This window comes from Streptomyces sp. NPDC003077 (assembly GCF_040611095.1).
GTDB lineage: Bacteria > Actinomycetota > Actinomycetes > Streptomycetales > Streptomycetaceae > Streptomyces.
On sequence record NZ_JBEXNM010000041.1, the window covers coordinates 1 to 23,426 of the forward strand.

A 23,426-nucleotide genomic window follows, 5' to 3' on the forward strand; every position below is an offset into this window, starting at 1 on the left:
GCACTCTCCGTGAGAGTGCCGGGCGCGGGAAGGGGCGCCGCCGCCCCGCCGGTCGCGCGGGGTCAGGCGATGGCCGCCCCGGCGGCGGCCCCGTCGTCGCCGTCGCCACCGATGCCCGGGTACGCGTCTCCCAGCCCCGGGAAGGCGTCCCCGCGAGCGGGGAACTCTTCCGCGGCACCGGGGAGCGGACCGGCGAGCCCGGCGGCCTCGTCGATCACGAAGTAGCGGGCCAGTCCCGTCAGGCCCAGCAGTCGCCGTACGCTCCGGCTGGCCGCGACGCCCGCCAGCCGCAGGCTGCCGCCCCGGGACTCGGCGCGATGCCGGGCCCGGCACAGCAGGGACAGTCCCCCGCAATCCATGAAGGTCACCGCGCGGACGTCCAGCACCACGTCGGGGTGGCGCCCGCCGGTGATCTCGTCCAGCCGCCCGGACAGCTCGGTGGCGGCCAGGATGTCCATTTCTCCGCTCAGTTCCACCACGATGCCGAAGCCCGCCGGGCGTTCCCGGCTTCCGAATCCGTGTCCCTCGATCACCATGACCGCTCTACCTCCGTGGCCAAGCGCGCGATGCCCCCATGCGTGGCGGTGGAGCGGTACGGAAGTTGGGGGACTCGCCAGGTCTGGACCAGGCGGGGGATACCACCGACGGCGCTCGGCATCCGCGCGGTGCCAGCCTCCGGCGGGGTCCGGGTCGTTGGCTGTGCCCATACGTGTCTACGGCTTACCCGCTGGCAGCGGGCTCAGTCGCGGCGCGGAATACGTAAAGAGGTTGTCTCAAACTCATCCCCTGCCCCCCCGTTCCTGGACGCCCCACCAGCGCGGAAGGCCCTTCGGCGATCACTCGCCCGCGCCGTTTCCCGGTACCGGCCCCGGGTACTCCGGAAGCCCGCCCTCCCCCGGCACGAGGAAGGAAATCCCTGATGACGTTCAATCCATTGGAGCAGCGCGGCATTCCGCTGGAACGGCAAGTGCGCACCTGGCGGGAACTCGACGTGCAGCCCATCGACCCGGACCACTGCGATCCGTACACCCGCTGCCGGGTCATCACCATGAACGGCATCGAGGTCGAGGCGGTCCTCTTCAGCCACCAGATGGCCCGGCACTGCCCCGACCCGGAGGTCAAGCGGCAGCTCGCCCGCACCCGCTACATCGAGGCGCAGCAGCAGAAGGCCGTGAACTGGCTGCTGCCGGGGGTCTCCTCGGTGCTGGAGACCACGATCGCCTACGAGCAGGTGGCCGTGGACCTCACCGCCTGGGTCGCCCGGATGGAGCCGGACCCCTACCTCAAGCAGGCGTACCAGTTCGGCGTGCTGGAGGACTTCGACCACCTGTACCGGTACGCCAACCTCTACGAGATGATCGAGCACCGCAAGGCGGACAGCATCGTCGACCAGCTCACCGAGGTCATGCCGGGCCGGCCGACGAAGTTCCACCACCGCGACCCGGTGGACAACGTGCGGGACCCCTACGACCGCACCCGCACCGACCCGCTCTCCAAGCTGCACGCGTTGACGATCATGTCGGCGGAGCAGCAGACCATGAACTTCTACATGAACACCGGGCCCACCTACATGGAGCCCATCGCCCGGCAGCTCTACCAGGAGATCGGGCTCATCGAGGAGGAACACGTCACCCACTACGAGTCGCTGGTGGACCCCGGCGAGACCTGGTGGGAGCAGCTCGTCAACCACGAGTACAACGAGTGCTACCTGTACTACTCCTTCATGGAGCAGGAGCCCGACCCCCGAGTGAAGTCCCTCTGGGAGCTGCACCTGAACATGGAGCTGGAGCACCTGCGGACCGCCTGCGACCTCATGCGCACCCACGACGGCCGGGACCCGGAATCCGTCCTGGCGCCGCGGCTCCCCAACGTCCTCACCTTCGAGCCCAACAAGGGCTACCTGCGCGAGCTGCTCGACACCCAGATCGACCTCACCACCCTCGGCGCCGGGTACGTCCGCGAGGCCCACGAGCGGTTCGAGGCCATGCAGGAGCGGATCAACGGCGGTGAGCAGCCGCCCAGCGAGCGGGTCATGGCGCAGCACCGGCAGATGTTCGGCCGCGAGTACCGCTCCCAGACCGAGGGCGAACACCCGGACCCCGCCCAGCGCGAGCAGAGCTGACGGCCCCCGGGAACAGGAGCGAGAAGGAGGACACGATGAACCCCCAGTCCCCGACCGCGGGCGCCCCGGACGCGGGCAGTGACGTCGTGGCGCTGCTGATGGCGCAGCACGGCGAGATCCGCAACCTCTTCGACGAGGTGGAGCGGAGCAACGGCGACGCCCGCCGGAACGCCTTCCGGCGCCTGGTCCGGCTGCTGGCCGTGCACGAGACCGCGGAGGAGGAGGTCGTCCACCCCTTCGCGCGCCGGTCCGTCCCCGGTGGCGAGCAGGTGGTGGACGACCGGCTGACGGAGGAGAAGGAGGCCAAGGAGGTGCTGGCCCGGCTGGACGAGACCGACACCGACGACCCCAAGTTCCTTCCGCGGCTCCAGTCCCTGCGCACCAGCGTGATGGCGCACGCCCGCGCCGAGGAGCGGTACGAGTTCACCCACATCCGCCGGCACGCCGACGCGGCCCGGCTCGCCTCGATGGCCAAGGGTTTCCGGGCCGCCGAGGCGATGGCCCCGACCCACCCGCACCCGGGCGTGGAATCGGGCGCGAAGAACATGGCGCTGGGCCCGCTCGCGGCTCTGATGGACCGCACCAAGGACGCGGTCCGTAAAGCCATGGGCAAGGACGGCTGAGCTGCCGGACCCCGGCGGGTGATCTCCCGGGCGGTGGGGCAGAAAGGCGGTGCACCCCAAGGGACGGGCGTGCGGGGCGCTCGGAAAGGGGTGCTGTGGAACAGGATGGGCGGACCCCCGGAGGGGATGACGACGCGCCGGGACCACCAGGTCCGGGGCCGGACGAGGACGCGCCGGGACCACCGGGCCCGGGACCGGACGAGGACGCGCCGGGACCACCGGGCCCGGGACCGGACGAGGACGCGCCCGGACCACCGGGCCCGGGACCGGACGAGGACGCCTCGGGACCGCCGGGTTCCGGACGGGGCGCCGGGATGCCGCGGAGCCGGGGGCAGGGCCGGGGCGCGGCGGTAGGTGAGGCCGAAGGGCGCGCCGTGAGGCGGACGGGTGACGCGGTACCGGTCAGCGGTGCGCGCCCGGCCGGCTCGCACACGAGCGCTCCGCCGCCGAAGGACCGCTTTCCCCCACCGGCCGCGGGCGGTGCCGTGATGGCCACCGGCATCGTCTCCGTCGGGCTGCGGACGACCGGCTGGCCCGTGGCGTCCGGCGTGCTGCTGGTCGTCGCCGTGGCCCTGTGGGTGGCGCTGGCCGGGGTCTTCGTCTGGCGGCTGTGGCGTGACGTCCACCGGTGGCGGGCGGACGCGGACACCCCGCCCGCCCTGACGGGGGTCGCCGCCACCACCGTCCTGGGCACCCGGCTCGCCCTGACCGGGGCGCGGCCGGTCGCCCTCGCGCTGCTGGCGCTGTCGGTGGCGCTGTGGCTGGTGCTGCTGCCCTCGGTCGTCCGGCACCTGCGGCGCCGGATGCCGGGCGCGGTCTTCCTGGTCTGCGTGGCCACCCAGGGGCCGGCCGTCCTCGGCGCGACCCTCGCCCCGGTTCCCGGCACGCGGTGGCTGACCGGGACGGCCACCGGCTTCTTCCTCCTCGGGGTGCTCCTGTACGTGGCGGTGTTCCCCCTCTTCGACGCCCGCCAGGTGTGGACCGGCACCGGCGACCACTGGGTGGTGGCGGGCGCGCTGGCCATCTCGGCGCTGGCCGGCTCCAAGCTGCTGCCCGTCATGGACCCGCACGGCGCGGTACGGGCGCTGCCCGGCGCGTACGGCGTGGTGCGGGTGGCGACCCTGGTGCTGCTGGCCCTGGCCCTCGCCGGGTACGCGCTGCTGGTCTGGGCCGAGGCCCGCCGCCCCCGCACGACGTACGACATCCGCCGCTGGTCCACCGTCTTCCCGCTCGGGATGACGGCGGTCGCCTGCCTGTCGGTGGCGGCGGTCGAGGCCGTTCCCGGGCTGCGGGTGCTCGGTGACGTCCTGCTGGCGGTGGCGGTGGGCGCGTGGTGCGCGGTGGGGGCGGCGGCGCTGGTGGACGCGGCGCGATGATTCGGGCCGCTCGCGGCAAGCGGTGATCCTCCCCCACTCACAGGAACCGCCGGCTCCTCCCCCACTCACAAGAAGCGCCGACTCCTCACCCACTCACAGGAACCGGTGATTCTCACCCGCTCGCAGGAAGCCGGGGCGGGCGCGGTGGCGGGCCCCGTACCCCCGTGCCAGCGTTGCCGAGAGGGCGGCAGCCGGTGACGTAGGGCATCGGCGGCGTCCGCGGCCACCGGCGACCCCTTCGGTGCCGGTGCCGGCCACCGACCGTGCCGACAGAGGCGAGAACCCTCATGGAACGACCCAGAGTCCTGATCGTGGGCGGCGGCTTCGCCGGTGTGGAGTGCGCGCGGGGCCTCGAACGCGGCCTCCCGGCCCGGGAAGCCGAGATCACCCTCGTCACCCCGCACAACTACTCGCTCTACCTGCCCCTCCTGCCCCAAGTGGCCGCGGGCGTGCTGACCCCGCAGTCCATCGCGCCGTCGCTGCGGCGGATGCTGCACCGCACGCGCATCGTGCCCGGCGGTGTGGTGGGCATCGACACCGCCGACAAGGTGTGCCTGGTCCGGCTCATCGACAACGAGGTCGTCTCCATCCGCTACGACCGGCTGGTGCTCACCCCCGGCAGCGTCACCCGCACCTTCGACATCCCGGGGCTGACCGAGCACGCGCGCGGCATGAAGACCCTCGCCGAGGCCGCGTACGTACGGGACCACGTCATCTCGCAGCTCGACATCGCGGCGGCGTGCTCGAACGAGGAGGAGCGGGCCGCCCGGCTCCAGTTCGTCGTGGTGGGCGGCGGGTACGCGGGCACGGAGACCGTCGCCTACCTCCAGCGGCTCACGGGCGCGGCGGCCCGGCGCTACCCGCGACTGGATCCGTCCCTGATCAAGTGGCACCTCATCGACATCGCGCCGAAGCTGATGCCGGAGCTCGGCGACCGGCTCGGCGCCAAGGCGATGGAGCTGCTGAAGAAGCGCGGTACGGAGATCTCGCTCGGTGTGTCGGTGTCGGAGGTCACCGAGGACACCGTGCGGTTCACCGACGGGCGGCTGCTGCCCTGCCGCACCCTGATCTGGACCGCGGGCGTCACCGCCAGTCCGCTCATCGGCACGCTGGGCGCCGAGACCGTACGCGGGCGGCTCGCCGTCTCCCCCGACCTGACCGTCCCGGGCTTCCCCGAGGTGCTGGCCTGCGGCGACGCCGCGGCGGTGCCCGACCTCTCCAAGGAGGACGGCGACGCCATCTGCGCGCCCACGGCCCAGCACGCCCAGCGGCAGGGCAAGCAGGCGGCCCGGAACGTCATCGCCGCCCTGCGCGGTCAGCAGCTCACCCCGTACGAGCACAAGGACCTCGGTCTGGTCGTGGATCTCGGCGGCATCGACGCGGTGTCCAAGCCGCTGGGGTACGAGCTGGCCGGGCTGCCCGCGCAGGCGGTGGCCCGCAGCTATCACCTGATGGCCCTGCACACGGGGGTGGCGCGGTTCCGCACGGTCGCGAACTGGCTGATCAACGCCACGGCCGGGGACGACTTCGTCCGCACCGGCTTCCTCTCCCGGCAGCCCGCGACGCTGCGCGACTTCGAGCGGACGGACGTCTACCTGTCGCCGGAGGACGTGCGGAAGCAGATGGCGGAGGGGAAGGCGGGGTAAAGCCCGCTTCCCCTACGCCCCACCCGTTCTCACGCCGGCCCCTGCTCGTCCGGCAGGTCGCGGGCGCCCAGGCGCAGGTGCTCGATGTGATACACCGCCTCGTCCAGGAGCTGGGCGACGTGCGTGTCGTACAGGCTGTAGACGATGCGGCGCCCCTGCCGGGAGCCGGTGACCAGGCCCAGCGCCCGGAGCAGCCGCAGTTGGTGGGAGACGGCCGACTGCTCCATGCCGACGGCCTCGGCCAGTTCGCCGACCGGGCACGGCCCTTGGCGCAGCCGGGTCAGGATCATCAGGCGCGAGGGTGTGGCCAGCGCCTGGAGGGTGGCGGCGATGGTCGCGGCCGAGTCCGCGTCCAGGTGCGCTGCCGGCGTGGTCCGGCCGTCGACTCCATGTCCCATGCGCTCATCGTATCTTCGCTTGGACAATACACTTGAAGATCTCTTCATGTGTTCGGCTATGGTGTGGGGCAATCTCCCTTCCCGTCCCCTCCTTTTCCGAGGTGCCTCCATGACATCCACGCTCGTCGAGGACCGGTCCGGCCGGGCCGTCGCGCCCGCGCGGCCCGCGCCCCCGCGCCGCACCGGTCTCCTGGCGCTCCCCGAAGTGCGCTGGGCCGCCCTCTCCGCGCTCGCTTTCCTGCTCGCCTTCCCGCTGGACCTGGCGGGCGCCCCGGGCTGGACGTGGGGCCCGCTGTACGCGGTGTGCTACGCGGCCGGCGGCTGGGAGCCCGGCTGGGCCGGGCTGACGGCGCTGCGCGAACGGACGCTGGACGTCGACCTGCTGATGATCGTGGCGGCGATCGGCGCGGCGGCGATCGGGCAGTTCCTGGACGGCGGGCTGCTGATCGTCATCTTCGCGGTGTCCGGCGCACTGGAGGCCCTGGCCACCCGGCGCACCGAAGACTCCGTACGCGGCCTGCTCGACCTGGCGCCGGCCACCGCCGTACGGCTCACCGACGACGCGAACGGCACCGAGGAGACGATCCCCGCGACCGCGCTCCAAGTGGGCGACACCGTCCTGGTCCGGCCCGGCGAACGGCTGCCCGCGGACGGCACGGTGATGTCCGGGGCGAGCGAGGTGGACCAGGCCACGATCACCGGCGAGCCGCTGCCCGTGGACAAGACCATGGGCGACGCGGTGTTCGCCGGCACGCTGAACGGGACCGGCGCGCTACGGGTGCGGGTGGACCGCGACGCGTCCGGTTCGGTGATCGCGCGGATCGTGGCCATGGTCGAGGAGGCGAGCCGCACCAAGGCGCCGACCCAGTTGTTCGTGGAGAAGATCGAGCAGCGCTACTCCCTCGTGGTGGTGGCCGCCACCCTCGCCCTCTTCGCCCTGCCGCTGGCCTTCGGGGCGGAGCTGACCCCGACGCTGCTGCGGGCCATGACCTTCATGATCGTCGCCTCGCCGTGCGCGGTGGTGCTGGCCACCATGCCGCCCCTGCTCTCCGCCATCGCCACCGCCGGGCGGCACGGCGTCCTGGTCAAGTCGGCCGTGGCGATGGAGCAGTTGGGAGCCGTCACGCGCGTGGCCATGGACAAGACCGGCACCCTCACCGAAGGCGCGCCGCACGTCGCCGCCGTCCACCCGGTGGGCGGCGCGGACCCGGACGAGGCGCTCGCCCTCGCCGCCGCGGCCGAGTTCCCCAGCGAACACCCGCTCGCCCGCGCCGTGGTCACCGCCGCCCGGGAACGGGGCCTGCCGATCGCCGCGGCCCGGGACTTCGGCGCGGCCCCGGGACGCGGCGTCCACGCGGTGGTCGAGGGCCGGACGGTCCGGGTGTGCAGCCCGGCCGCGCTGCCCGCGCCGGAGAACGAGGCCGCCGACACCCGCGCCGCCGTGGCCGCAACCGAGGAGGCGGGCCGCACCGCCGTGATCGTGACGGCGGACGACGCGCCGCTCGCCGTCCTCGCGCTCGCCGACCGGCTCCGCCCCGGCGCCCCGGACGCCGTGGCCCGCCTGCGCCACCTGACCGGCACCGACGTGACCCTCCTGACCGGCGACAACTCCGGCGCCGCCGCGCACACGGCCCGCGAGACGGGCATCACCGACGTACGCGCCGGGCTGCTGCCGCAGGACAAGGTGGCCGCGGTGCGCGGCTGGCAGCGGGAAGGCGCCCGGGTGCTGGTCGTCGGGGACGGCGTGAACGACGCGCCCGCGCTCGCGGCGGCGGACAGCGGCGTGGCGATGGGCCGGGTCGGCTCGGACCTCGCCTTGGAGACGGCGGACGCGGTCGTGGTCCGCGACGAGGTGGGCGCGGTTCCGGCCGTCGTCGCCCTCTCCCGCCGCGCCCGCCGCCTGGTGGCGCAGAACCTCGTCCTGGCCTCCGTGTGCATCGGGGGCCTGGTGATCTGGGACCTCGTCGGCCATCTTCCGCTCCCCCTGGGCGTGTTGGGGCACGAGGGCTCGACGGTCCTGGTGGGCCTGAACGGACTGCGCCTGCTGCGGACGGCCGCGTGGCGGCGGGCCGGGGGAAGCTGAAGCCGACGGCGAGGCGGGGGGCTCTTCTGCCGACAAGTCCCCACCTCAAGGAACACCTTGACCTCAACATTGGTTGAGGTCCTAGGTTCCAGTCCGTCGCCGGTCGTCACGGCCCGCGATCCGTGATGGCCACGACGCACACGAGGTACGGGAGAACCACGATGGACATGGAAGTCACCGCCTGGCACTCGCTGCACAGCACGCTCACCGCCCAACAGGACCGCCGCCCGATCTCCCGGGCGACCCTGCGCCGCATCGCCGCCTTCGCCCGCCCGCACCGCCGCCACCTGACGTTCTTCCTGCTGCTGAGCACGGTGACGGCGGCGCTCGCGGTGGCCACTCCCCTGCTCGCGGGCCGGGTCGTGGACGGAATCGTGGGCGGCGCGGCGGCCGGCACCGTCCTGTGGCTCTCCGGCCTCATCGCCGCCATCGCGGTGGTGGAGGCCGGGCTCGGGCTGCTGACCCGCTGGCTGTCGGCGAGCATCGGCGAGGGCCTGATCCTGGACCTGCGCACCACCGTGTACGACCACGTCCAGCGGATGCCCGTCGCCTTCTTCACCCGCACCCGCACCGGCGCGCTCGTCAGCCGCCTCAACAACGACGTGATCGGCGCCCAACGGGCCTTCAGCGACACCCTCTCCGGCGTCGTCGGCAACCTCGTGACCCTGCTGCTGACACTGACCGCGATGCTGGCCCTGTCCTGGCAGATCACCCTGATCGCCCTGGTACTGCTGCCGGTCTTCGTCCTGCCCGCGCGGCGGGTGGGACGCAGGCTGGCCGCACTGCGCCGCGAGGGCGCCGACCACAACGCGGCGATGGGGACGCAGATGACCGAACGGTTCTCCGCCCCCGGCGCCACACTCGTCAAACTCTTCGGCCGACCGTCCCGCGAGTCCGCCGAGTTCGCCGCGCGGGCACGGCGGGTGCGCGACATCGGCATCCGCTCCGCGATGGTGCAGACCTCCTTCGTCACCGCCCTCACCCTCGTCTCCGCCCTGGCGCTGGCCGTCGTCTACGGCCTCGGCGGGTTCCTGGCCCTGCGCGGCCAACTCGACGCGGGCGCCATCGTCTCCCTCGCGCTGCTGCTGACCCGCCTGTACGCGCCACTGACCGCGCTGTCCGGCGCGCACGTCGAGGTGATGAGCGCCCTGGTCAGCTTCGAGCGGGTCTTCGAGGTCCTGGACCTGAAGCCGCTCATCCAGGAGAAGCCGGACGCCCGCGCCGTACCCGACGGCCCGGTGTCGGTGGAGTTCGACTCCGTCCGCTTCGCCTACCCCTCCGCCGACAAGGTCTCCCTCGCCTCCCTTGAGGAGGTGGCCACCCTGGACACCCGCGGCGGCGCCGAGGTCCTGCACGGCATCTCCTTCCGCGCCGAACCGGGCCAGATGGTCGCCCTCGTCGGCTCCTCCGGAGCCGGCAAGTCGACGATCGCCCAGCTCCTCCCCCGCCTCTACGACGCCGACGCGGGCGCCGTCCGCCTCGCGGGCGTCGACGTCCGCGACCTGACCGCCTCCTCCCTCCGCGACACCCTGGGCATGGTCACCCAGGACGGCCACCTCTTCCACGACTCCATCCGCGAAAACCTGCTGCTCGCCGACCCGGAGGCGACCGAGGACGCACTGTGGGACGCCCTGCGCCGCGCCCGCCTCGACGGCCTGATCGCCTCCCTCCCCGACGGCCTGGACACCGTCGTCGGCGAACGCGGCTACCGCCTCTCCGGCGGCGAACGCCAACGCCTGACCATCGCCCGCCTCCTCCTGGCCCGCCCCCGCGTCGTCATCCTGGACGAGGCCACCGCCCACCTGGACAACACCTCGGAAGCGGCCGTACAAGAGGCCCTGACCGAAGCACTGGAGGGCCGCACAGCCGTGGTGATCGCCCATCGCCTGTCCACCGTGCGGGCCGCGGACCTGATCCTCGTGGTAGAGGACGGGCGGATCGTGGAGCGGGGCAGCCATGAGGCGTTGCTTGCCGCGGGTGGGCGGTATGAGGAGTTGTATCGGACGCAGTTCAGTGGGGAGGGGGATGGGGACGGGGCCGGGGCCGTCCGGGGAGCCGGTGAACTTACCGGGTCCGGTGAGCCTGCCGAGCTGTCCGCTGGTCCGGATGGGGAGCCGCTGGATGACGCGGGGGCCGGGGAGCGGGTGGGTGCGAAGTGAGGGGTAGGGCCTGGGGTGGGGGGCGAGTTGGTTAGATGGCCTGGCCGGTATTCCGTGCTGGTGGGAGGCGATGGTGAGGGCTTACGGCAGCCAGCCCGGAAAGTCCGGAAACTGCGCTATGCGAGAATCTCTGAAAGTGAGTAAAAACCGCGCCCGCCAGTCATAAAGCCCCAGGTCGCGGCCTGTGGTCCCCGCGCGTGCGGGGGTGGTCCCATGTTCGGTCTCGACACCAAGTCACTGATCGTGTGGTCCCCGCGCGTGCGGGGGTGGTCCCAAGCGCGGTGCCCTCGCCGACGAACTCGCCGGGTGGTCCCCGCGCGTGCGGGGGTGGTCCCTTTGGCGAGTCGTGGACGATCGTGCCAGGGTTGTGGTCCCCGCGCGTGCGGGGGTGGTCCCTGGATGCCCGGCGGCGAACCCAGCCCAATCGAGTGGTCCCCGCGCGTGCGGGGGTGGTCCCCAGCGCACCCACACCACCACGACGAAGGGAAAGTGGTCCCCGCGCGTGCGGGGGTGGTCCCCGGCCCACCACCCCCTCGGTGGCGAGGCTCAAGTGGTCCCCGCGCGTGCGGGGGTGGTCCTGGGACGATCGCCGCCATCTCCTCGATGTTGAGGTGGTCCCCGCGCGTGCAGGGACGGTCCCATCCCCTCTGCTCAAGGCACGGCCCCCCCACCGGCGATCAGTCGCCAAACCGACGGAAGGGGACGTCCCGGGGTGCCCCCGCAGCGGACTGGGGCGCGGCGGCCGGTGACGAGATCTCGTCGGGTAAGCGCAACTGCCGCGAGGAGGTACCCCGGGGCGGCCCCGACCCCGTACGAAACAGAAGGCGCACAACCCACCGAGCGCCACCCGCCCCAGAGCCCAACCCCGTACGAATCAAAAGGCGCAAGACGACACCAGGCGGTTCAAAGCGCGATCCCCGCACACGCAGGGCTGGCCCCCTCCCACGAACGGCGGGAGCATCACATATCAGGTACCTCGCGTGCGGACCGCTGCACCAACCAGCCGACACCCGACACGCGCCCCGATATGCCACCCACCAGAAAGAGGGGCCCTATGCCGACGACAGCCGGCCTGCGGGCGCAAGGGCTCGGTCCTCCACGCACACGTTCATGGGCCCGCGGCGCCTCCGCCCTCCTGGTCGGCGCCCCTCCCGCGCTCACCTTCCCCGCCCCCTCCCTCTGGTGGCTGGCGCCCGTCTCGCTGGTGCCGTGGATGCTGCTGCTGCGGACGGCCGGCACCTGGCGGCGGGCCGCATGGGAAGGGTGGCTCGGTGGGATGGGCTTCATGCTGGCGGTGCACCACTGGCTGCTGCCGAGCCTGCACGTCTTCACGTTCGTGGTGGCCGGTCTGCTCGGCGCGCTGTGGGCCCCGTGGGGTGTGCTCGTACGAACGTTGCTGACCGGGGGCCGTACGACGACCGCAACCGACCACCAAGCAGCCGCCCACCCCCGGCGCTACCTCGCGGCCCTCGTGCTGCTGCCCTCCGGCTGGCTGATGGTGGAGCTGGTCCGGTCGTGGGAGTACCTGGGCGGGCCGTGGGGGTTGCTGGGCGCCGGGCAGTGGCAGGTGCCGCCCGCGCTGCGGTTGGCCTCGGTCGGTGGTGTGTGGCTGGTGAGCGCGCTGATCGTGGTGGTGAACACCGCGCTGGCCGAACTGGTCGCCCTGCCCGCCGCCCGGCCGCCCGCCGTGGCCGCGCTGATCGTCTGTGCCCTCGTCGTCGGCGCGGCCTGGTGGTGGGCACCGTTGCCGCGACCGGCCGGATCGGTCCGGATCGCACTGGTCCAGCCGGGCGACATCCCGGGCCCGGCGCCACGGCTGCAACGGAGTGAGGAGCTGACCCGTTCTCTCGCGGGGCGCGGGGCGCGCCTGGTGGTGTGGGGAGAGAGCAGCGTGCACCGCGACCTGGACAGCCATCCGGCCGTACGCACCCGCCTGGCCGCCCTCTCGGCCGAGGTCGGCGCGCCGGTGCTGCTCAACGTGGACGGGCGGCGGCCGGGGCGTCCCGGCATCCACAAGAGTTCCGTCCTGATGGGCGCGAACGGGCCGATCGGCGAACGTTACGACAAGATGCGGCTGGTGCCCTTCGGCGAGTACGTGCCCGTCCGCCCCGTTCTCGGCTGGGCCACCCGCGTCGGCCGGGCCGCCGAGGAGAACCGGCTGCGCGGCACCCGGCAGGTGGTCATGTCCGTCCCGGGCACGGACGGACCAAGGGTGGGGCCGCTGGTGTGCTTCGAGTCGGCCTTCCCGGACATGAGCCGCCATCTGGTGCAGGACGGCGCCGACATACTGGTCGGGCAGTCCTCCACAGCGACGTTCCAGAACAGTTGGGCACCCGCGCAGCACGCTTCGCTGGCCGCCCTGCGCGCGGCCGAGACCGGGCGCCCGATGGTCCACGCGACGCTGACCGGGGTGAGCGCGGTGTACGGCCCTCGGGGCGAGCCGGTGGGCCCGCGGCTCGGTACGGAGACGAGCGGCAGTGCCGTGTACGACGTACCGCTCGCCCGGGGCACCACCCTGTACGTCCGCTTCGGCGACTGGCTCCTGTACGCGGCGGTCGCGGCACTCGTCGCCACCGGCACGCTGACGTGCGCGCGGACGATCCGCCGCCGGGAGGACTCTGCAGCGTCCGCCACCTGACCGACCGATAACCTGCGGACACATCCGCCCTCCAGGAACCGACGGACGACAGACGAACGACAGACGGACGACAGACGGACGACAGACGGACGCCCAACGGACGGTTCGCCGAACGATCCGCGACCATCCGGACCCCCGCCCGCCCCCAGCCCCCGATGCCGACCGCCCCTCAGCCCGCCTGCGCCAGCGCCTCCGTCACCACCCGCTCGCACAGCTCATGCGTCCGCAGCGCGTCCTCGGCGGTGAGCGGCTCCCCTTCCCGCACGGCCTTGAGGAACCCCAGCGCGACCTGCTCGATGCCGCGCTGGCGGGCGACCGGCACCCAGTCGCCGCGGCGGCTGACGGTGGGCCGTCCCTGGTGATCGACGACCTCGGCGAGGTCCACGACCTGGCGTTTGGCGTCCTGGCCCGAGACGTCGAGGATCTCCTCGCTCGATCCGCTCCGGCGGTTCATCGTCCCGATGGCGGTGAACCCGTCCCCCGAGAGCTGGAGCACGACGTGGTGCATCAGCCCGTCCCGCATCCGGGCGCGGACATCGACGTGCTCGACGGGACCGGGCGCCAGGAAGCGCAGCGTGTCGACGACGTGGATGAAGTCGTCCAGGACGAGCGTGCGCGGGTCCTCGGGCAGCCCGACGCGGTTCTTCTGCATCAGGATCAGCTCGCGCGGGTGCTCCAGGCACGACACGTAACCGGGGGCGTGGCGGCGGTTGAAGCCGACGGCCAGGCCGACGCCGCGTTCCCGCGCGAGCCGCACGACCCGTTCGGTGTCGGCGAGTTCGTAGGCGATCGGCTTGTCGACGTATGTCGGTACGCCGGCCTCGACCAGACGGGTGACGATCTCCGGGTGGACGACGGTCGGCGCGTGGACGAAGGCCGCGTCCAGGCCCGCGGCCAGCAGCGAGTCCAGGTCCTTGTGCCGCTGCGCGGCGGGCAGGTGGTAGCGGTCGGCGACCGTCTGGAGGGTGTCCGGGGAGCGCGTCTGGAGGTGCAGTTCCACGCCCGGTTGGGCGCCGAGCACCGGCAGGTAGGCCTTCTGGGCGATGTCTCCGAGTCCGATGCAGCCGACCTTCACGGGGCCTCCTTCGTTCGCGTCACCGGGCGGGCGTCCGGCGTCCCGGCAGCATACGGGCCGACCGGAGGCCGCCAGTCCGCGATGCCGTCGAGGGCCCGCAGCGCCAGGTCCGGGGCGCACCGGGCCATGGTCGTCATGACTGCGGCGCGCAGCGCGCGAACGGGCGCGGCCTTCCAGCGGACGGCGCGGGCTATCCGCGCGGCACGGCGGACGACATCCATGGTGCGCGGCAGCCGTTCGTCCGTGTAGCGGCGCAGGGCTGCGGCGAGGTCGGCGTCCGGCGCGGCCAGGTGGGCCAGCACGATCGCGTCCTCGATGGCCTGGCAGCCGCCCTGTCCGAGGTTGGGCGTCATGGCGTGGGCCGCGTCCCCGAGGAGCGCGACCCGGCCCCGGTGGTAGGCGGGCAGCGGGTGGGCCATCCAGTAGACGTCGTTGCGCAGGACGGCCGCCGGGTCGGCGATCCGGAGGATGTCCGGGACGGGGTGGTGCCAGTTCCCGAACCGGCGCAGCAACTCGGCGCGCTCGTCGTCCGGCGCCCGTCCGCCGGGCGGGAGGACGGCGAGGCCGTACGCGTAGGTCCGGCCGTCGTACAGCGGGAAGGTGCCCCACAGTTGTCCGGGGCCCCAGGTCTCGTGGGCCGGGAAGGGCCGGTCGGGGGTGGGGACGACGACCCGCCAGGTCGTGAAACCGGCGTAGCGGGGTCCGGGGTGACCGGGGAAGAGCGCGCGCCGGGTGGCGGATCGGATGCCGTCCGCGGCCACGACGAGATCGGCGGTGAGGTGGGGGACGTTGCCGGAGGGGTTCGAGGGCGGGTGGCCACCGTTCTCGTCCACGTCCGACTCGACGCCCGGCTCGACCTCCGACTCGACGCCCGGCTCGACCTCCGACTCGACGCCCGGGACGACGCCCGGGACGGCGTCCGACGTGATCAGCCGGACGCGCGCGGGGCGCGCGGGGTCGCCCGGATCGCCGGGTTCGGCCAGCTCGGCCGTCACCCCGGTCCGTACCGTCCCTTCGGGCAGGAGGGAAGCGAGCAGGCCGACGACATCGGCACGGTGAGCGACGACGACCGGCCCCCCGAACCGCCGTACGGACGCCGCGTTGTCCGTCCGGGCCAGCCGGCGCCCGCTCGGAAGCCGCAGCTCGCCCTCGACCTGCCAGACGGCCATGGCACGGACGGCGTCACCGGCGCCGATGGTGTCCAGGGCGCGCTGCGCGTTCGGGGCCAGGGCGATGCCCGCACCCACCGGTTCCAGAGAACGGGCCCGTTCGAGGACGGTGACGGACCAGCCCGCACGGTGCAGGGCGACACCGGCAGTGAGTCCGCCGATCCCGCCACCCATGACGATCGCGGTGCACTGCCGCATGGTTTTCCTCCCTGGGTCGGGACGTGGGACGAGGAGTGAGGGCGGCGATGACGCGTCGACCGGGCTTCGGGACGACCGCCTGTGTCGTGGCGCGGACGCTGTCCATGCCATGACGCCGGGCGCTGTCCATGCCGTGACGCCGGGCCGTGCGGACGGCCCCGGCCGGGCGCCCCGGACCGACCACCGACCCCCTCGGCAACTACATGTGTAGTGCGAGAGCGACGTTACTACAGCCGTAGTCCACAGGCCACTACGCTCGTAGTCCCGCGCGCTAAGATCGGCACCATGAGCAGCACCGCCCGCACCGCTCCCCGCCGCGAACTCGTCGCCGACACGGCCGTGTCCCTGCTCGTCGAACGCGGCCTGCGGGGCCTCACCCACCGCGCCGTCGACGAGGCCGCCGGACTGCCGCCGGGATCGACGTCCAACCTGGCGCGCACCCGTGCGGCGCTACTGGAAGCGGCGGTACGACGGCTGGCCGAGCGCGAGGGGTCCGTGCTCGCGCCGGAGGAGATGCCGGACGCCGCGGCCGGTGGCATCGAGACGCTCGCCGACGCCCTGTCCCGGGCCCTGCACCGCTACCTGGCCCGCCACCGCGATCTGCTCGTCGCCCGTTACGAGTTGGCATTGGAGGCCACCCGGCGCCCCGAACTGCGGGCGATCTACGACCGGGCCGGCCAGGCCTTCCGCGAACCGTTGACGACGATGCTGACGGCCGCCGGCTCCCCCGACCCGCGGCGGCACGCGCGCGATCTCGTCGCGTGGTGCGACGGCGTCCTGTTCTCCTGCACGGCCGGCCAGTTCCACGCCGATTCGCCCAGCCGCCAGGAACTGCGGGCCAGTTGCACGGAATTGCTCACCGGGATGGTGGGCGGCGGCGGGTGAGGGCTGAGACTCCGCTGTACGGAGATGACCGCCCCACGAGGCAAGCCCCGAGTTCCCGTGGTCGCCGCTCGTGGGACGAGACGGAACTCCGCGATGCGCGAGGATGGACCGCCGCATCGCACCAGCCATCCACGCTCCGGATAATCGCTGGCCAGGCGGGTCACCCGGCAGCATGCTGTGCGCCATGACCACTGCAGACACCCCTCAGCCCCAGGTCCCCGAGCGTGCTGTCCCGCCGGGTGTCGCCGACGAGCGCACCATGCTGGAGCGCTGGCTCGAATTCCACCGCGCCACGCTGGAAACCAAGTGCTCCGGCCTGAGTGACGAACAGCTCCGCACCGCATCGGCGGAACCCTCCGACCTGACCCTGCTGGGTCTGGTCCGGCACATGGCCGAGGTCGAACGGTCCTGGTTCCGCAGGGTCCTCGCCGGCGAGGACGTGCCGTGGGTCTACTGCGACGAGGCCGACATGGACCGGGACTGGCACGTCACCGAGGAGGACACCGGCGCCGAGGCGCTCACCACCTGGCGCGCCGAAGTGGAGGCCGCCCGCCGGACGGCCGCCCGGTTCGAGCTGGACGACGTGGGCCACCGCCGGTCGGACGGCAAGGACTACGGCCTGCGCTGGATCTACGTGCACATGATCGAGGAGTACGCGCGGCACAACGGCCACGCCGACCTGATCCGGGAGCGCATCGACGGGGCCACGGGAGTCTGAGCCGCACCGCTTCGGGAATCGACGGGGCCACAGGAGTCTGAGCCCGCACCGCTTCGGGAGCGGATGGGCGCCCGGCCCCTCCGGAAGGGGCAGGGCGGGCGCCCCTCCCGAACGGGCTACGGGAGCCCCGCCACCGGGACGGCGGACTTGCGAAACTCCTTGCCCGATCACTCCGCCAACGCGAACGGGATCGCGACGCGGAAGTCGAGCGCATCCAGGGGGACGAAGAACTTCCGCGCGCCCAGCACCCTCCCGGCTGACGGGTACACGGGTGCACGGGTGCAGGGATGCACGGGCACTTTGCCACCCGCAGCCGGTCGGGGCTCCGCCCCGCGGGGTCAGAACTGGTTCTCGCCCCCGTTGACGTGCAAGGTGGTGCCGAGCATGAAGCTGCTGTCCGCGGAGGCGAGGAAGGCCACGGCGGCGGCGACCTCCTCAGGGCGTCCGACCCGGCCGATCGGGATCCCCGCCACGAGTTCCGCCTTGACGGCGGCGTTCTCCTCGCCGATGGCGGCGTCGGCTCCGGGGGTGTCGATCGCTCCCGGCGCGACCGTGTTGACCCGGATGCCCCGATCCTTCAGCTCATTGGCCCAGGTCCGCGCGAGGGAACGGACCGCGGCCTTCGACGCCGCGTACAGGCCGAAGGCCTCCCGGCCGTCGTCGGCACGGATCGAGTCGTTCAAGATCACCGAGGCACCGTCGTTGAGCAGCGGCAGTGCCTTCTGCACGGTGAGCAGCGTGCCCCGGACGTTGACGCCGAAGATCTGATCGAACTGCTCCTCGGTGGCCTGCGCCAGCGGTGCGAGCGTGGCCGCGCCCGCGTTGGCGAAGAGCACGTCCAGGCCCCGGCCGCGGTCGCGGATCGCGTCGTAGAGCCGGTCCAGGTCGGCCGGCTCCGCTATGTCGCCCCGCACCGCGGTGACGGCGGAGCCGATCGACTCGACGGCCCTGTCGAGCGCGTCCTGGCGCCGGCCGGTGATGAACACATGGGCACCCTCGGACGCCAGCCGCGCGGCGGTGGCCAGTCCGATTCCGGTGCTGCCGCCGGTGACGACGGCGGTCTTGCCTTCCAGCTGTCCCATTGCCTGATCTCCCTGAAGTTAGATACCGATCGGTGCAGAACGGAACCGTAGCACTTCTGCACCGATCGGTATCGAAGGGTAGGATGGGGCTATGGAGATCACCCGGAAAGCGCCGATCGGCCGGCCGAGAGGCTTCGACGCGGACGAGGCCCTGGAGCGGGCGATGATGGTCTTCTGGGAGCAGGGCTACGAAGGCGCCAGCCTGACCGACCTGACCCGCGCCATGGGCATCACCCGCAAGAGCATGTACGCGGCCTTCGGCAACAAGGAGGAGCTGTTCCGCAAGGCCCTGGAGCGCTACACCGACGGTCCCGCCGCCTACGCGGCCCGCGCGCTGGAGAAGCCGACCGCCCGAGAGGTGGCCACGGCGTTCCTCGCCGGCTCGGTCGACACGACCACCCGCCCCGACTGCCCCGCCGGGTGCCTCGGCGTGCAGGGCTCGCTGGCCTCCGGCGACTCCGGCCGGGTGGCCCAGGACGCCCTCATCGCCTGGCGCGACGACGGCCGCGCTCGCTTCCGCCGGCGGTTCCAGCGAGCCGTCGACGAGGGTGACCTGCCCCCCGGCACGGACCCCGAACTGCTCGCCCGTTACCTCATGACGGTGGCGAACGGCATCGCCGTCCAGGCCGTCGGCGGTGCCACCCGCTCCGAACTCCAGAAGGTGGCCGACGCGGCACTGCGGAACTGGCCACCGATCTGACAGCCGGTGCGCGGCGGGAGCGTGCGGGCTCCCGCTCGTTCGGTGCGCGACGGGAGCGTGCGGGCTCCCGCTCGTCCGAAGGCGCGGCCCCCGGACGAACGCGGCGTCACCGGCCCCGGAACACGCAGACCCCCTGCCCCGCGGCCGGTGGCTCCCTACCCTCCGGCACCCCCGCGGACCCTGCGCACGACACGCAGCAGGTATTCCTCCCGGTCCAGCGGATTGTGGTCCGTCCTGGGCCGGCTCGGCGGCGTGCCGGACACGGGTTGGTAGCGGTCGAAGGCGGATTCCAGCAGTCCCTCGCCACGGGTCAGCGACGGCAGGAGCCGCTCCAGTTCATGGACGCGGGCCGCCGGGATCTCCCCCTCCAGCGTGCATTCGGCACCCCGCGGCACGGGCGCTCCCGGGACGGCACGCAGCCGCGCCAGGACCGGTGTCACCGCCCCGAGGGCGTCCGCCGGAAGTTCCAGACGGAAACGGTGCAGCGGCTCGTACACCCGGGTACCGGCGTGCCGCAGGGCACTGAACAACACCAGGGGCGTCAGATTGCGGAAATCCCCCGCCGTGCTCGACATGCTGCGGTCGAAAACGCCGCCGCTGTGACTCTGCCGCGCCCAATAGCCGGAATGCGTCATCGTCACCGTGCAGTCGATGACTTCCCAGCCGTGCATTCCCTGCCGCAACGCCTCTTTCACGGTTTCCTCGACCGCCCGGAAGAAGGAGAACGGCATCGAACCGAGTTCGACCTCCAACCGGAAGGACACACCGGCGCCGGGCGGGGCCGGATCGACGCGGAGTCCGACGGTCGCCAGGAACGGATTGGGGTCCTTGGCGATGACCTCGACGGCGGCGCCGGTGCCGATCGGCCGTTCCACACAGAGGGTCGTGGTCGCGCGGAAGGCGACGTCCATACCGAAGTCGTTCGCGAGCGTGGCCTGGATGACTTCTTTCTGCACCTCTCCGTAGAGCGACACGGACACCTCCCCCCGGATTTCGTCCTGCCGGAGGTTGATCAGCGGGTCCTGTTCCGCGAGTTGGGTAAGAGCGGCGTGGAGTGCGCCCTTTTGGGCGGGGTCACGGGGAACCACGACCGTTTCCAGAGTCGGCGGAGCGAAATGGCGCCGCTCGCCCTTCGCCGTACGAGGCGCGCCGCCCCGGCCGCCGATCACCTCGGCGATCTCCTCACCCGTCTTCTCGCCCGTCCCCTCGCCTGTCCCCTCGTTGATCCCCTTACCGATCTCATCGCCGATCCGGACATCGCCGAGACCCCACAACTTTCCGATCTGCCCGGCGACGACCGACCCGCTCGGTTCGGCCAGCGCACCCCGACGGAACACACCGATCGCGGTGACCCTTTCCTCACCGGCCCGCTTGGCCGCCCGCTTCTTGGTGCCGGCGCTCTTCCTGGTGCTTGCGCCGGGCCCGCCGAGCCGGTCAGCCCCGGCCACTTCTTTCCCGTTCTTCTCGCCGCTTTCCCCGCCACCGCGTCGGAACCGCAGGCGGTCCCGCGTGCGCACCGCACCGGACCACATACGGACGTACGCGACCTTCTCTCCGGCCGGGCCGCGTTCCACCTTGAAGACGGTGCCCGAGACCTGACCGCCGGCGTCGCCCTCCACGGCGGGCAGCAGTTCCCGGATGCCGTCGACGAGTGCGTCCACCCCCGTACCGGTCACGGCCGAACCGAAAAAGACCGGATGCACCAGCGCCCGCCGCGTCTGCGCCACCAGTGCGGCGCGCAACGCGGAATAGGGAATCAGCGTCTCGTCATCGACGTACGCGGCCAGCAACGCCTCGTCGTGCTCGGCCAGCACTTCGGCCAGTGCAGAAGTGAAGACGGCGTCGGCGGCGGTGTAGGGCAGATAGTGGGCGCTTCCGGATGCCGCCGTTCCCGGTCCCCACCCGATTTCCCGACCTGGTTCCGGTTCGGTTTCCCTCCCGTGGACCGTTCCCATCGGGATCACGGCCGGAGTCAGCCTGTCGGAAATTCCGCGCAGCACCTCGTCGTACCGCGCACCACGGCGGTCGACCTTGTTGACGAAAAGAAGCGTGGGAATGCGCAGTCGGCGCAGCGTCCGCATCAGCACCCGTGTCTGCGCCTGTACGCCCTCCACCGCGGAGACGACCAGCACCGCGCCGTCGAGCACGCTCAGCACTCGCTCCACCTCGGCGATGAAATCCGGGTGGCCTGGCGTGTCGATGAGATTGACGGTGATGTCGTCCAGGGGGAACGACACGACCGCGGATTTGATGGTGATACCGCGCTGTCGTTCCAGTGCCAGGGAATCGGTCTGGGTATTGCCGTCATCGACGCTGCCGATCTCGTCGATGACGCCGGCGGCGTGCAGCAGCCGCTCGGTCAGGGAGGTCTTACCGGCGTCGACGTGCGCCAGGATTCCCAAGTTCAACGTGCGCATCAAGCCTCGTGTCCTTCGCGTGGCGGGCGATCTCCTGCTGGATGGACACGAAAGCTGTGCGCATTTCCCCTCCTGGGGTCGTTGGACGTCGCCGGGTAGTGCAACAGATGGCGGCACCGGCCGGCAACCGATTTACGGGGGGCCAGACGGCAATAGGGCAAGGGATCAGGGGCAGCATGGGCATGCCATCCAGGGGGCCCAGAGGGCAGGAAGAAGGCGAAGGCCGGAGGGCAGTGGAGTACACCCCTGGGCCGGGGCGCGGCGGTGACGGGCTCCTGCCCCGCCCCTCACGGCTCCTGGCCGGGGGTCCCCTCGACGTTCCGGGCCAGCCGCACGATGGCCTCGCGGAGGCTCTGGCGATAGGCGCCGTCAGCCAGTGCGTCGACCGCCGCCCGGGCCTGGCCGAGCTGGGCGCGGGCCTCCCGGCGGCAGTCCAGGCGGGCGTAGTCGGCGGCCAAGCTGAGGTGCAGGGAGGGGAAGAACGCCCGGAGCGCCGGAGGGAACCGACGCGCCGCCGACCGGTCATCGGCAGCCCCGGACCGTCCCGCCCCGGACCGTTCCGCCCCGGGCCGTCCCGCCTCGTCCTGCTCCGGACCGGCGCCGTCCTGCTCAGGCCCGGCACTCCCCTGCCCCCGAGCGGCCCCATGCTGCTCAGGCCCGGCGCTCCCCCGCTCCGGACCGGCGGCGGTGGCCGTCGAGCGTTCCGCCGCGTCCAGGGCCATCAGGTCCCAGTGCAACTCGTCCAGAGGATCATCCTGGGTGTCGGCCAGGTAGTGCGCCAGGGCACAGCGGTGGAAGGGGTCCCCGCGTGGGCCGACCTCCTCCCACAGGGCGCGGAGGCGGTTGCGGGCCTCTTCCCTGTCGCCGCCCCGGTGCAGCATGACCGCCTGGCCCATCCGGACCAGTACGGCGTCCTCGGCCGCCCGGGCGCACCGCTCCTCCGCCACACGCTCTCCCGCACTCGCTCACCGGTCGCCGCACGCGCTTCCCCGGCGACGCTAACCGGCTCCGGCCCGATGCGCTCGGCGTGCGCGGCGTACCGGGGAGGTCTGCGGACGCATACGGCGGCCCCGCCCCTGCCCCTGCCCCTGCCCCTGCCGCGCGACCGTGCCCCGCACACGAGCGCACGAGCCGAAGGACCCGCCACGCATGCGCACCCCTCCCCGGACCGGCTCGCCTGCGCAACCGACCGACCCGAGCCGTACGAGGACCCCACCCCCTCAGTCCAGCCGCCCCCCAACGCCGACGCCCCCGGCCCGGCCCATCCCCGTCCGGAAGCCGCCGATCCGCCCCGCGACCCGGCCCGCCGTCTCCCCGGAAGCCGCCCCCTCAGCCGGCCAGGTTCGGAATGCGCCAGTCGATCGGCTCGTGCCCCTGCGCGGCGATCGCCTCGTTGATCTGGGTGAAGGGGCGGGAGCCGAAGAACTTCTTCGCGGAGAGCGGGGAGGGGTGGGCGCCCTGCACCACCGCGTGGCGGGTCTGGTCTATGAGGGGGAGCTTCTTCTTCGCGTAATTGCCCCAGAGCACGAAGACCGCCGGATCGGGCCGCTCGGCCACGGCCCGGATCACCGCGTCGGTGACCTTCTCCCAGCCCTTGCCCTTGTGGGAGTTGGCCTCGCCGCCCCGGACGGTGAGCACCGCGTTCAGCAGCAGCACGCCCTGCTTGGCCCACGGCATCAGGTAGCCGTTGTCCGGGATCGGGTGGCCGAGCTCCTCGTGCATCTCCTTGTAGATGTTGCGCAGCGAGGGCGGAGTCTTGACCCCGGGGCGGACGGAGAAGCACAGCCCGTGCCCCTGCCCCTCGCCGTGGTACGGGTCCTGGCCCAGGATCAGGACCTTCACCTGCTCGTACGGCGTCGCGTCCAGCGCCGCGAAGACCTCCTCGCGGGGCGGGTAGACGGGGCCCCGCGCCCGCTCCTGCTCGACGAACTCGGCGAGCTCCTTGAAATAGGGCTTCTCCAACTCCTCGCCGAGGACGCCGCGCCAGGACTCGGGCAGCATGTCGGTCATCACTGTGCAACCTCCGGTGTGCGATCCGTTCTCACCCGAAGAACCTACCGGCGACCACTGACAACGCCGACCACGCCCACCACCGCCCGGTTCCCGCGGCCTTCTCCGGCAGGCGGACGAACGCCCA

The 23,426-nt window shown here is 72.5% G+C and carries 18 protein-coding genes and 1 CRISPR repeat array; of the genes, 10 read left to right on the forward strand and 8 right to left on the reverse strand.

All coding sequences use genetic code 11. From position 1 onward, the window contains the following. Nucleotides 1-62: 62 nt before the first annotated feature. Nucleotides 63-536 carry an STAS domain-containing protein gene (locus tag ABZX96_RS24490; RefSeq protein ID WP_355548209.1) on the reverse strand — a complete coding sequence of 158 codons (474 nt, stop codon included), beginning with the start codon at nt 534-536 and terminating at the stop codon, nt 63-65. Nucleotides 537-919: 383 nt separating this feature from the next. On the opposite strand from ABZX96_RS24490, the gene ABZX96_RS24495 reads away from it, so the two are divergent. The 4 genes from ABZX96_RS24495 (at nt 920) to ABZX96_RS24510 (ending at nt 5,767) form a co-directional block, all read left to right on the forward strand. After that, on the forward strand, nt 920-2,122 hold the full coding sequence (locus ABZX96_RS24495; protein WP_355548212.1) for a hypothetical protein: 1,203 nt from the start codon (nt 920-922) through the stop codon (nt 2,120-2,122). A gap of 35 nt (nt 2,123-2,157) precedes the next feature. Beyond that, entirely contained in the window at nt 2,158-2,745 is a 588-nt protein-coding gene (locus tag ABZX96_RS24500) for a hemerythrin domain-containing protein (protein ID WP_355548215.1), read from the forward strand. Between the two features lie 314 nt (nt 2,746-3,059). Beyond that, nucleotides 3,060-4,121 carry a tellurite resistance/C4-dicarboxylate transporter family protein gene (locus tag ABZX96_RS24505; protein ID WP_355548218.1) on the forward strand — a complete coding sequence of 354 codons (1,062 nt, stop codon included), beginning with the start codon at nt 3,060-3,062 and terminating at the stop codon, nt 4,119-4,121. A gap of 287 nt (nt 4,122-4,408) precedes the next feature. Further along, entirely contained in the window at nt 4,409-5,767 is a 1,359-nt protein-coding gene (locus ABZX96_RS24510) for an NAD(P)/FAD-dependent oxidoreductase (protein WP_355548221.1), read from the forward strand. Between the two features lie 29 nt (nt 5,768-5,796). Here ABZX96_RS24510 and ABZX96_RS24515 read toward each other — a convergent pair whose 3' ends face one another. Beyond that, on the reverse strand, nt 5,797-6,165 hold the full coding sequence (locus ABZX96_RS24515; protein WP_355548224.1) for a metalloregulator ArsR/SmtB family transcription factor: 369 nt from the start codon (nt 6,163-6,165) through the stop codon (nt 5,797-5,799). A gap of 109 nt (nt 6,166-6,274) precedes the next feature. Between ABZX96_RS24515 and ABZX96_RS24520 the strand changes: the two genes are divergently transcribed. The 3 genes from ABZX96_RS24520 to lnt all read left to right on the forward strand — a co-directional run bounded on the left by ABZX96_RS24520 (nt 6,275) and on the right by lnt (nt 13,045). Next, complete coding sequence (locus ABZX96_RS24520; protein ID WP_355548227.1) at nt 6,275-8,248, forward strand: heavy metal translocating P-type ATPase; 1,974 nt, start codon at nt 6,275-6,277, stop codon at nt 8,246-8,248. 161 nt (nt 8,249-8,409) lie between these two features. Beyond that, a complete protein-coding gene (locus ABZX96_RS24525; RefSeq protein ID WP_355548230.1) occupies nt 8,410-10,407 on the forward strand; it encodes an ABC transporter ATP-binding protein in 1,998 nt (665 codons plus the stop codon). 184 nt (nt 10,408-10,591) lie between these two features. Beyond that, nucleotides 10,592-11,047: direct repeats of the CRISPR family, unit length 28 nt; unit sequence GTGGTCCCCGCGCGTGCGGGGGTGGTCC. A gap of 414 nt (nt 11,048-11,461) precedes the next feature. Continuing rightward, the gene (lnt, locus tag ABZX96_RS24530) at nt 11,462-13,045 is read left to right on the forward strand and encodes an apolipoprotein N-acyltransferase (RefSeq protein WP_355548232.1); all 1,584 of its coding nucleotides are present in this window, start codon (nt 11,462-11,464) and stop codon (nt 13,043-13,045) included. A gap of 169 nt (nt 13,046-13,214) precedes the next feature. Here lnt and ABZX96_RS24535 read toward each other — a convergent pair whose 3' ends face one another. Then, entirely contained in the window at nt 13,215-14,120 is a 906-nt protein-coding gene (locus ABZX96_RS24535) for a Gfo/Idh/MocA family oxidoreductase (RefSeq protein ID WP_355548235.1), read from the reverse strand. Further along, nucleotides 14,117-15,487 carry an FAD-dependent monooxygenase gene (locus ABZX96_RS24540; protein WP_355548238.1) on the reverse strand — a complete coding sequence of 457 codons (1,371 nt, stop codon included), beginning with the start codon at nt 15,485-15,487 and terminating at the stop codon, nt 14,117-14,119. The genes ABZX96_RS24535 and ABZX96_RS24540 overlap by 4 nt, the downstream gene beginning before the upstream one ends. Nucleotides 15,488-15,772: 285 nt before the next feature. On the opposite strand from ABZX96_RS24540, the gene ABZX96_RS24545 reads away from it, so the two are divergent. Both ABZX96_RS24545 and ABZX96_RS24550 read left to right on the forward strand, forming a co-directional pair. Beyond that, nucleotides 15,773-16,372: a TetR/AcrR family transcriptional regulator gene (locus tag ABZX96_RS24545; RefSeq protein ID WP_355548240.1), complete on the forward strand. Its 600-nt coding sequence runs from the start codon at nt 15,773-15,775 to the stop codon at nt 16,370-16,372. A gap of 184 nt (nt 16,373-16,556) precedes the next feature. Beyond that, the gene (locus tag ABZX96_RS24550; RefSeq protein WP_355548243.1) at nt 16,557-17,090 is read left to right on the forward strand and encodes a DinB family protein; all 534 of its coding nucleotides are present in this window, start codon (nt 16,557-16,559) and stop codon (nt 17,088-17,090) included. A 338-nt stretch (nt 17,091-17,428) separates the two neighbouring features. On the opposite strand, the gene ABZX96_RS24555 is transcribed toward ABZX96_RS24550, so the two are convergent. Then, on the reverse strand, nt 17,429-18,172 hold the full coding sequence (locus ABZX96_RS24555; RefSeq protein WP_355548246.1) for an SDR family oxidoreductase: 744 nt from the start codon (nt 18,170-18,172) through the stop codon (nt 17,429-17,431). Between the two features lie 91 nt (nt 18,173-18,263). Between ABZX96_RS24555 and ABZX96_RS24560 the strand changes: the two genes are divergently transcribed. Then, nucleotides 18,264-18,872: a TetR/AcrR family transcriptional regulator gene (locus tag ABZX96_RS24560; protein WP_355548249.1), complete on the forward strand. Its 609-nt coding sequence runs from the start codon at nt 18,264-18,266 to the stop codon at nt 18,870-18,872. A 155-nt stretch (nt 18,873-19,027) separates the two neighbouring features. Here ABZX96_RS24560 and ABZX96_RS24565 read toward each other — a convergent pair whose 3' ends face one another. The 3 genes from ABZX96_RS24565 to ABZX96_RS24575 form a co-directional block, all read right to left on the reverse strand. Beyond that, nucleotides 19,028-21,289, reverse strand: a complete 2,262-nt coding sequence (locus ABZX96_RS24565; RefSeq protein WP_355548252.1) for a translation factor GTPase family protein — start codon at nt 21,287-21,289, stop codon at nt 19,028-19,030. Between the two features lie 287 nt (nt 21,290-21,576). Then, a complete protein-coding gene (locus ABZX96_RS24570; RefSeq protein WP_355548361.1) occupies nt 21,577-22,185 on the reverse strand; it encodes a hypothetical protein in 609 nt (202 codons plus the stop codon). Nucleotides 22,186-22,618: 433 nt separating this feature from the next. Then, the gene (locus ABZX96_RS24575) at nt 22,619-23,299 is read right to left on the reverse strand and encodes a uracil-DNA glycosylase (protein ID WP_355548255.1); all 681 of its coding nucleotides are present in this window, start codon (nt 23,297-23,299) and stop codon (nt 22,619-22,621) included. Nucleotides 23,300-23,426 lie beyond the last annotated feature (127 nt).

Bases quoted from the DNA above. Each gene is read 5' to 3' on its own strand.
- ABZX96_RS24565 (WP_355548252.1), bottom strand. From the start codon at position 21,289: ATGCGCACGTTGAACTTGGGAATCCTGGCGCACGTCGACGCCGGTAAG.
- ABZX96_RS24560 (WP_355548249.1), top strand. From the start codon at position 18,264: ATGGAGATCACCCGGAAAGCGCCGATCGGCCGGCCGAGAGGCTTCGAC.
- lnt (WP_355548232.1), top strand. From the start codon at position 11,462: ATGCCGACGACAGCCGGCCTGCGGGCGCAAGGGCTCGGTCCTCCACGC.
- ABZX96_RS24540 (WP_355548238.1), bottom strand. From the start codon at position 15,487: ATGCGGCAGTGCACCGCGATCGTCATGGGTGGCGGGATCGGCGGACTC.
- ABZX96_RS24520 (WP_355548227.1), top strand. From the start codon at position 6,275: ATGACATCCACGCTCGTCGAGGACCGGTCCGGCCGGGCCGTCGCGCCC.
- ABZX96_RS24515 (WP_355548224.1), bottom strand. From the start codon at position 6,165: ATGGGACATGGAGTCGACGGCCGGACCACGCCGGCAGCGCACCTGGAC.
- ABZX96_RS24555 (WP_355548246.1), bottom strand. From the start codon at position 18,172: ATGGGACAGCTGGAAGGCAAGACCGCCGTCGTCACCGGCGGCAGCACC.
- ABZX96_RS24550 (WP_355548243.1), top strand. From the start codon at position 16,557: ATGACCACTGCAGACACCCCTCAGCCCCAGGTCCCCGAGCGTGCTGTC.
- ABZX96_RS24490 (WP_355548209.1), bottom strand. From the start codon at position 536: ATGGTGATCGAGGGACACGGATTCGGAAGCCGGGAACGCCCGGCGGGC.
- ABZX96_RS24545 (WP_355548240.1), top strand. From the start codon at position 15,773: ATGAGCAGCACCGCCCGCACCGCTCCCCGCCGCGAACTCGTCGCCGAC.
- ABZX96_RS24505 (WP_355548218.1), top strand. From the start codon at position 3,060: ATGCCGCGGAGCCGGGGGCAGGGCCGGGGCGCGGCGGTAGGTGAGGCC.
- ABZX96_RS24575 (WP_355548255.1), bottom strand. From the start codon at position 23,299: ATGACCGACATGCTGCCCGAGTCCTGGCGCGGCGTCCTCGGCGAGGAG.
- ABZX96_RS24510 (WP_355548221.1), top strand. From the start codon at position 4,409: ATGGAACGACCCAGAGTCCTGATCGTGGGCGGCGGCTTCGCCGGTGTG.
- ABZX96_RS24570 (WP_355548361.1), bottom strand. From the start codon at position 22,185: ATGGGCCAGGCGGTCATGCTGCACCGGGGCGGCGACAGGGAAGAGGCC.
- ABZX96_RS24500 (WP_355548215.1), top strand. From the start codon at position 2,158: ATGAACCCCCAGTCCCCGACCGCGGGCGCCCCGGACGCGGGCAGTGAC.
- ABZX96_RS24525 (WP_355548230.1), top strand. From the start codon at position 8,410: ATGGACATGGAAGTCACCGCCTGGCACTCGCTGCACAGCACGCTCACC.
- ABZX96_RS24495 (WP_355548212.1), top strand. From the start codon at position 920: ATGACGTTCAATCCATTGGAGCAGCGCGGCATTCCGCTGGAACGGCAA.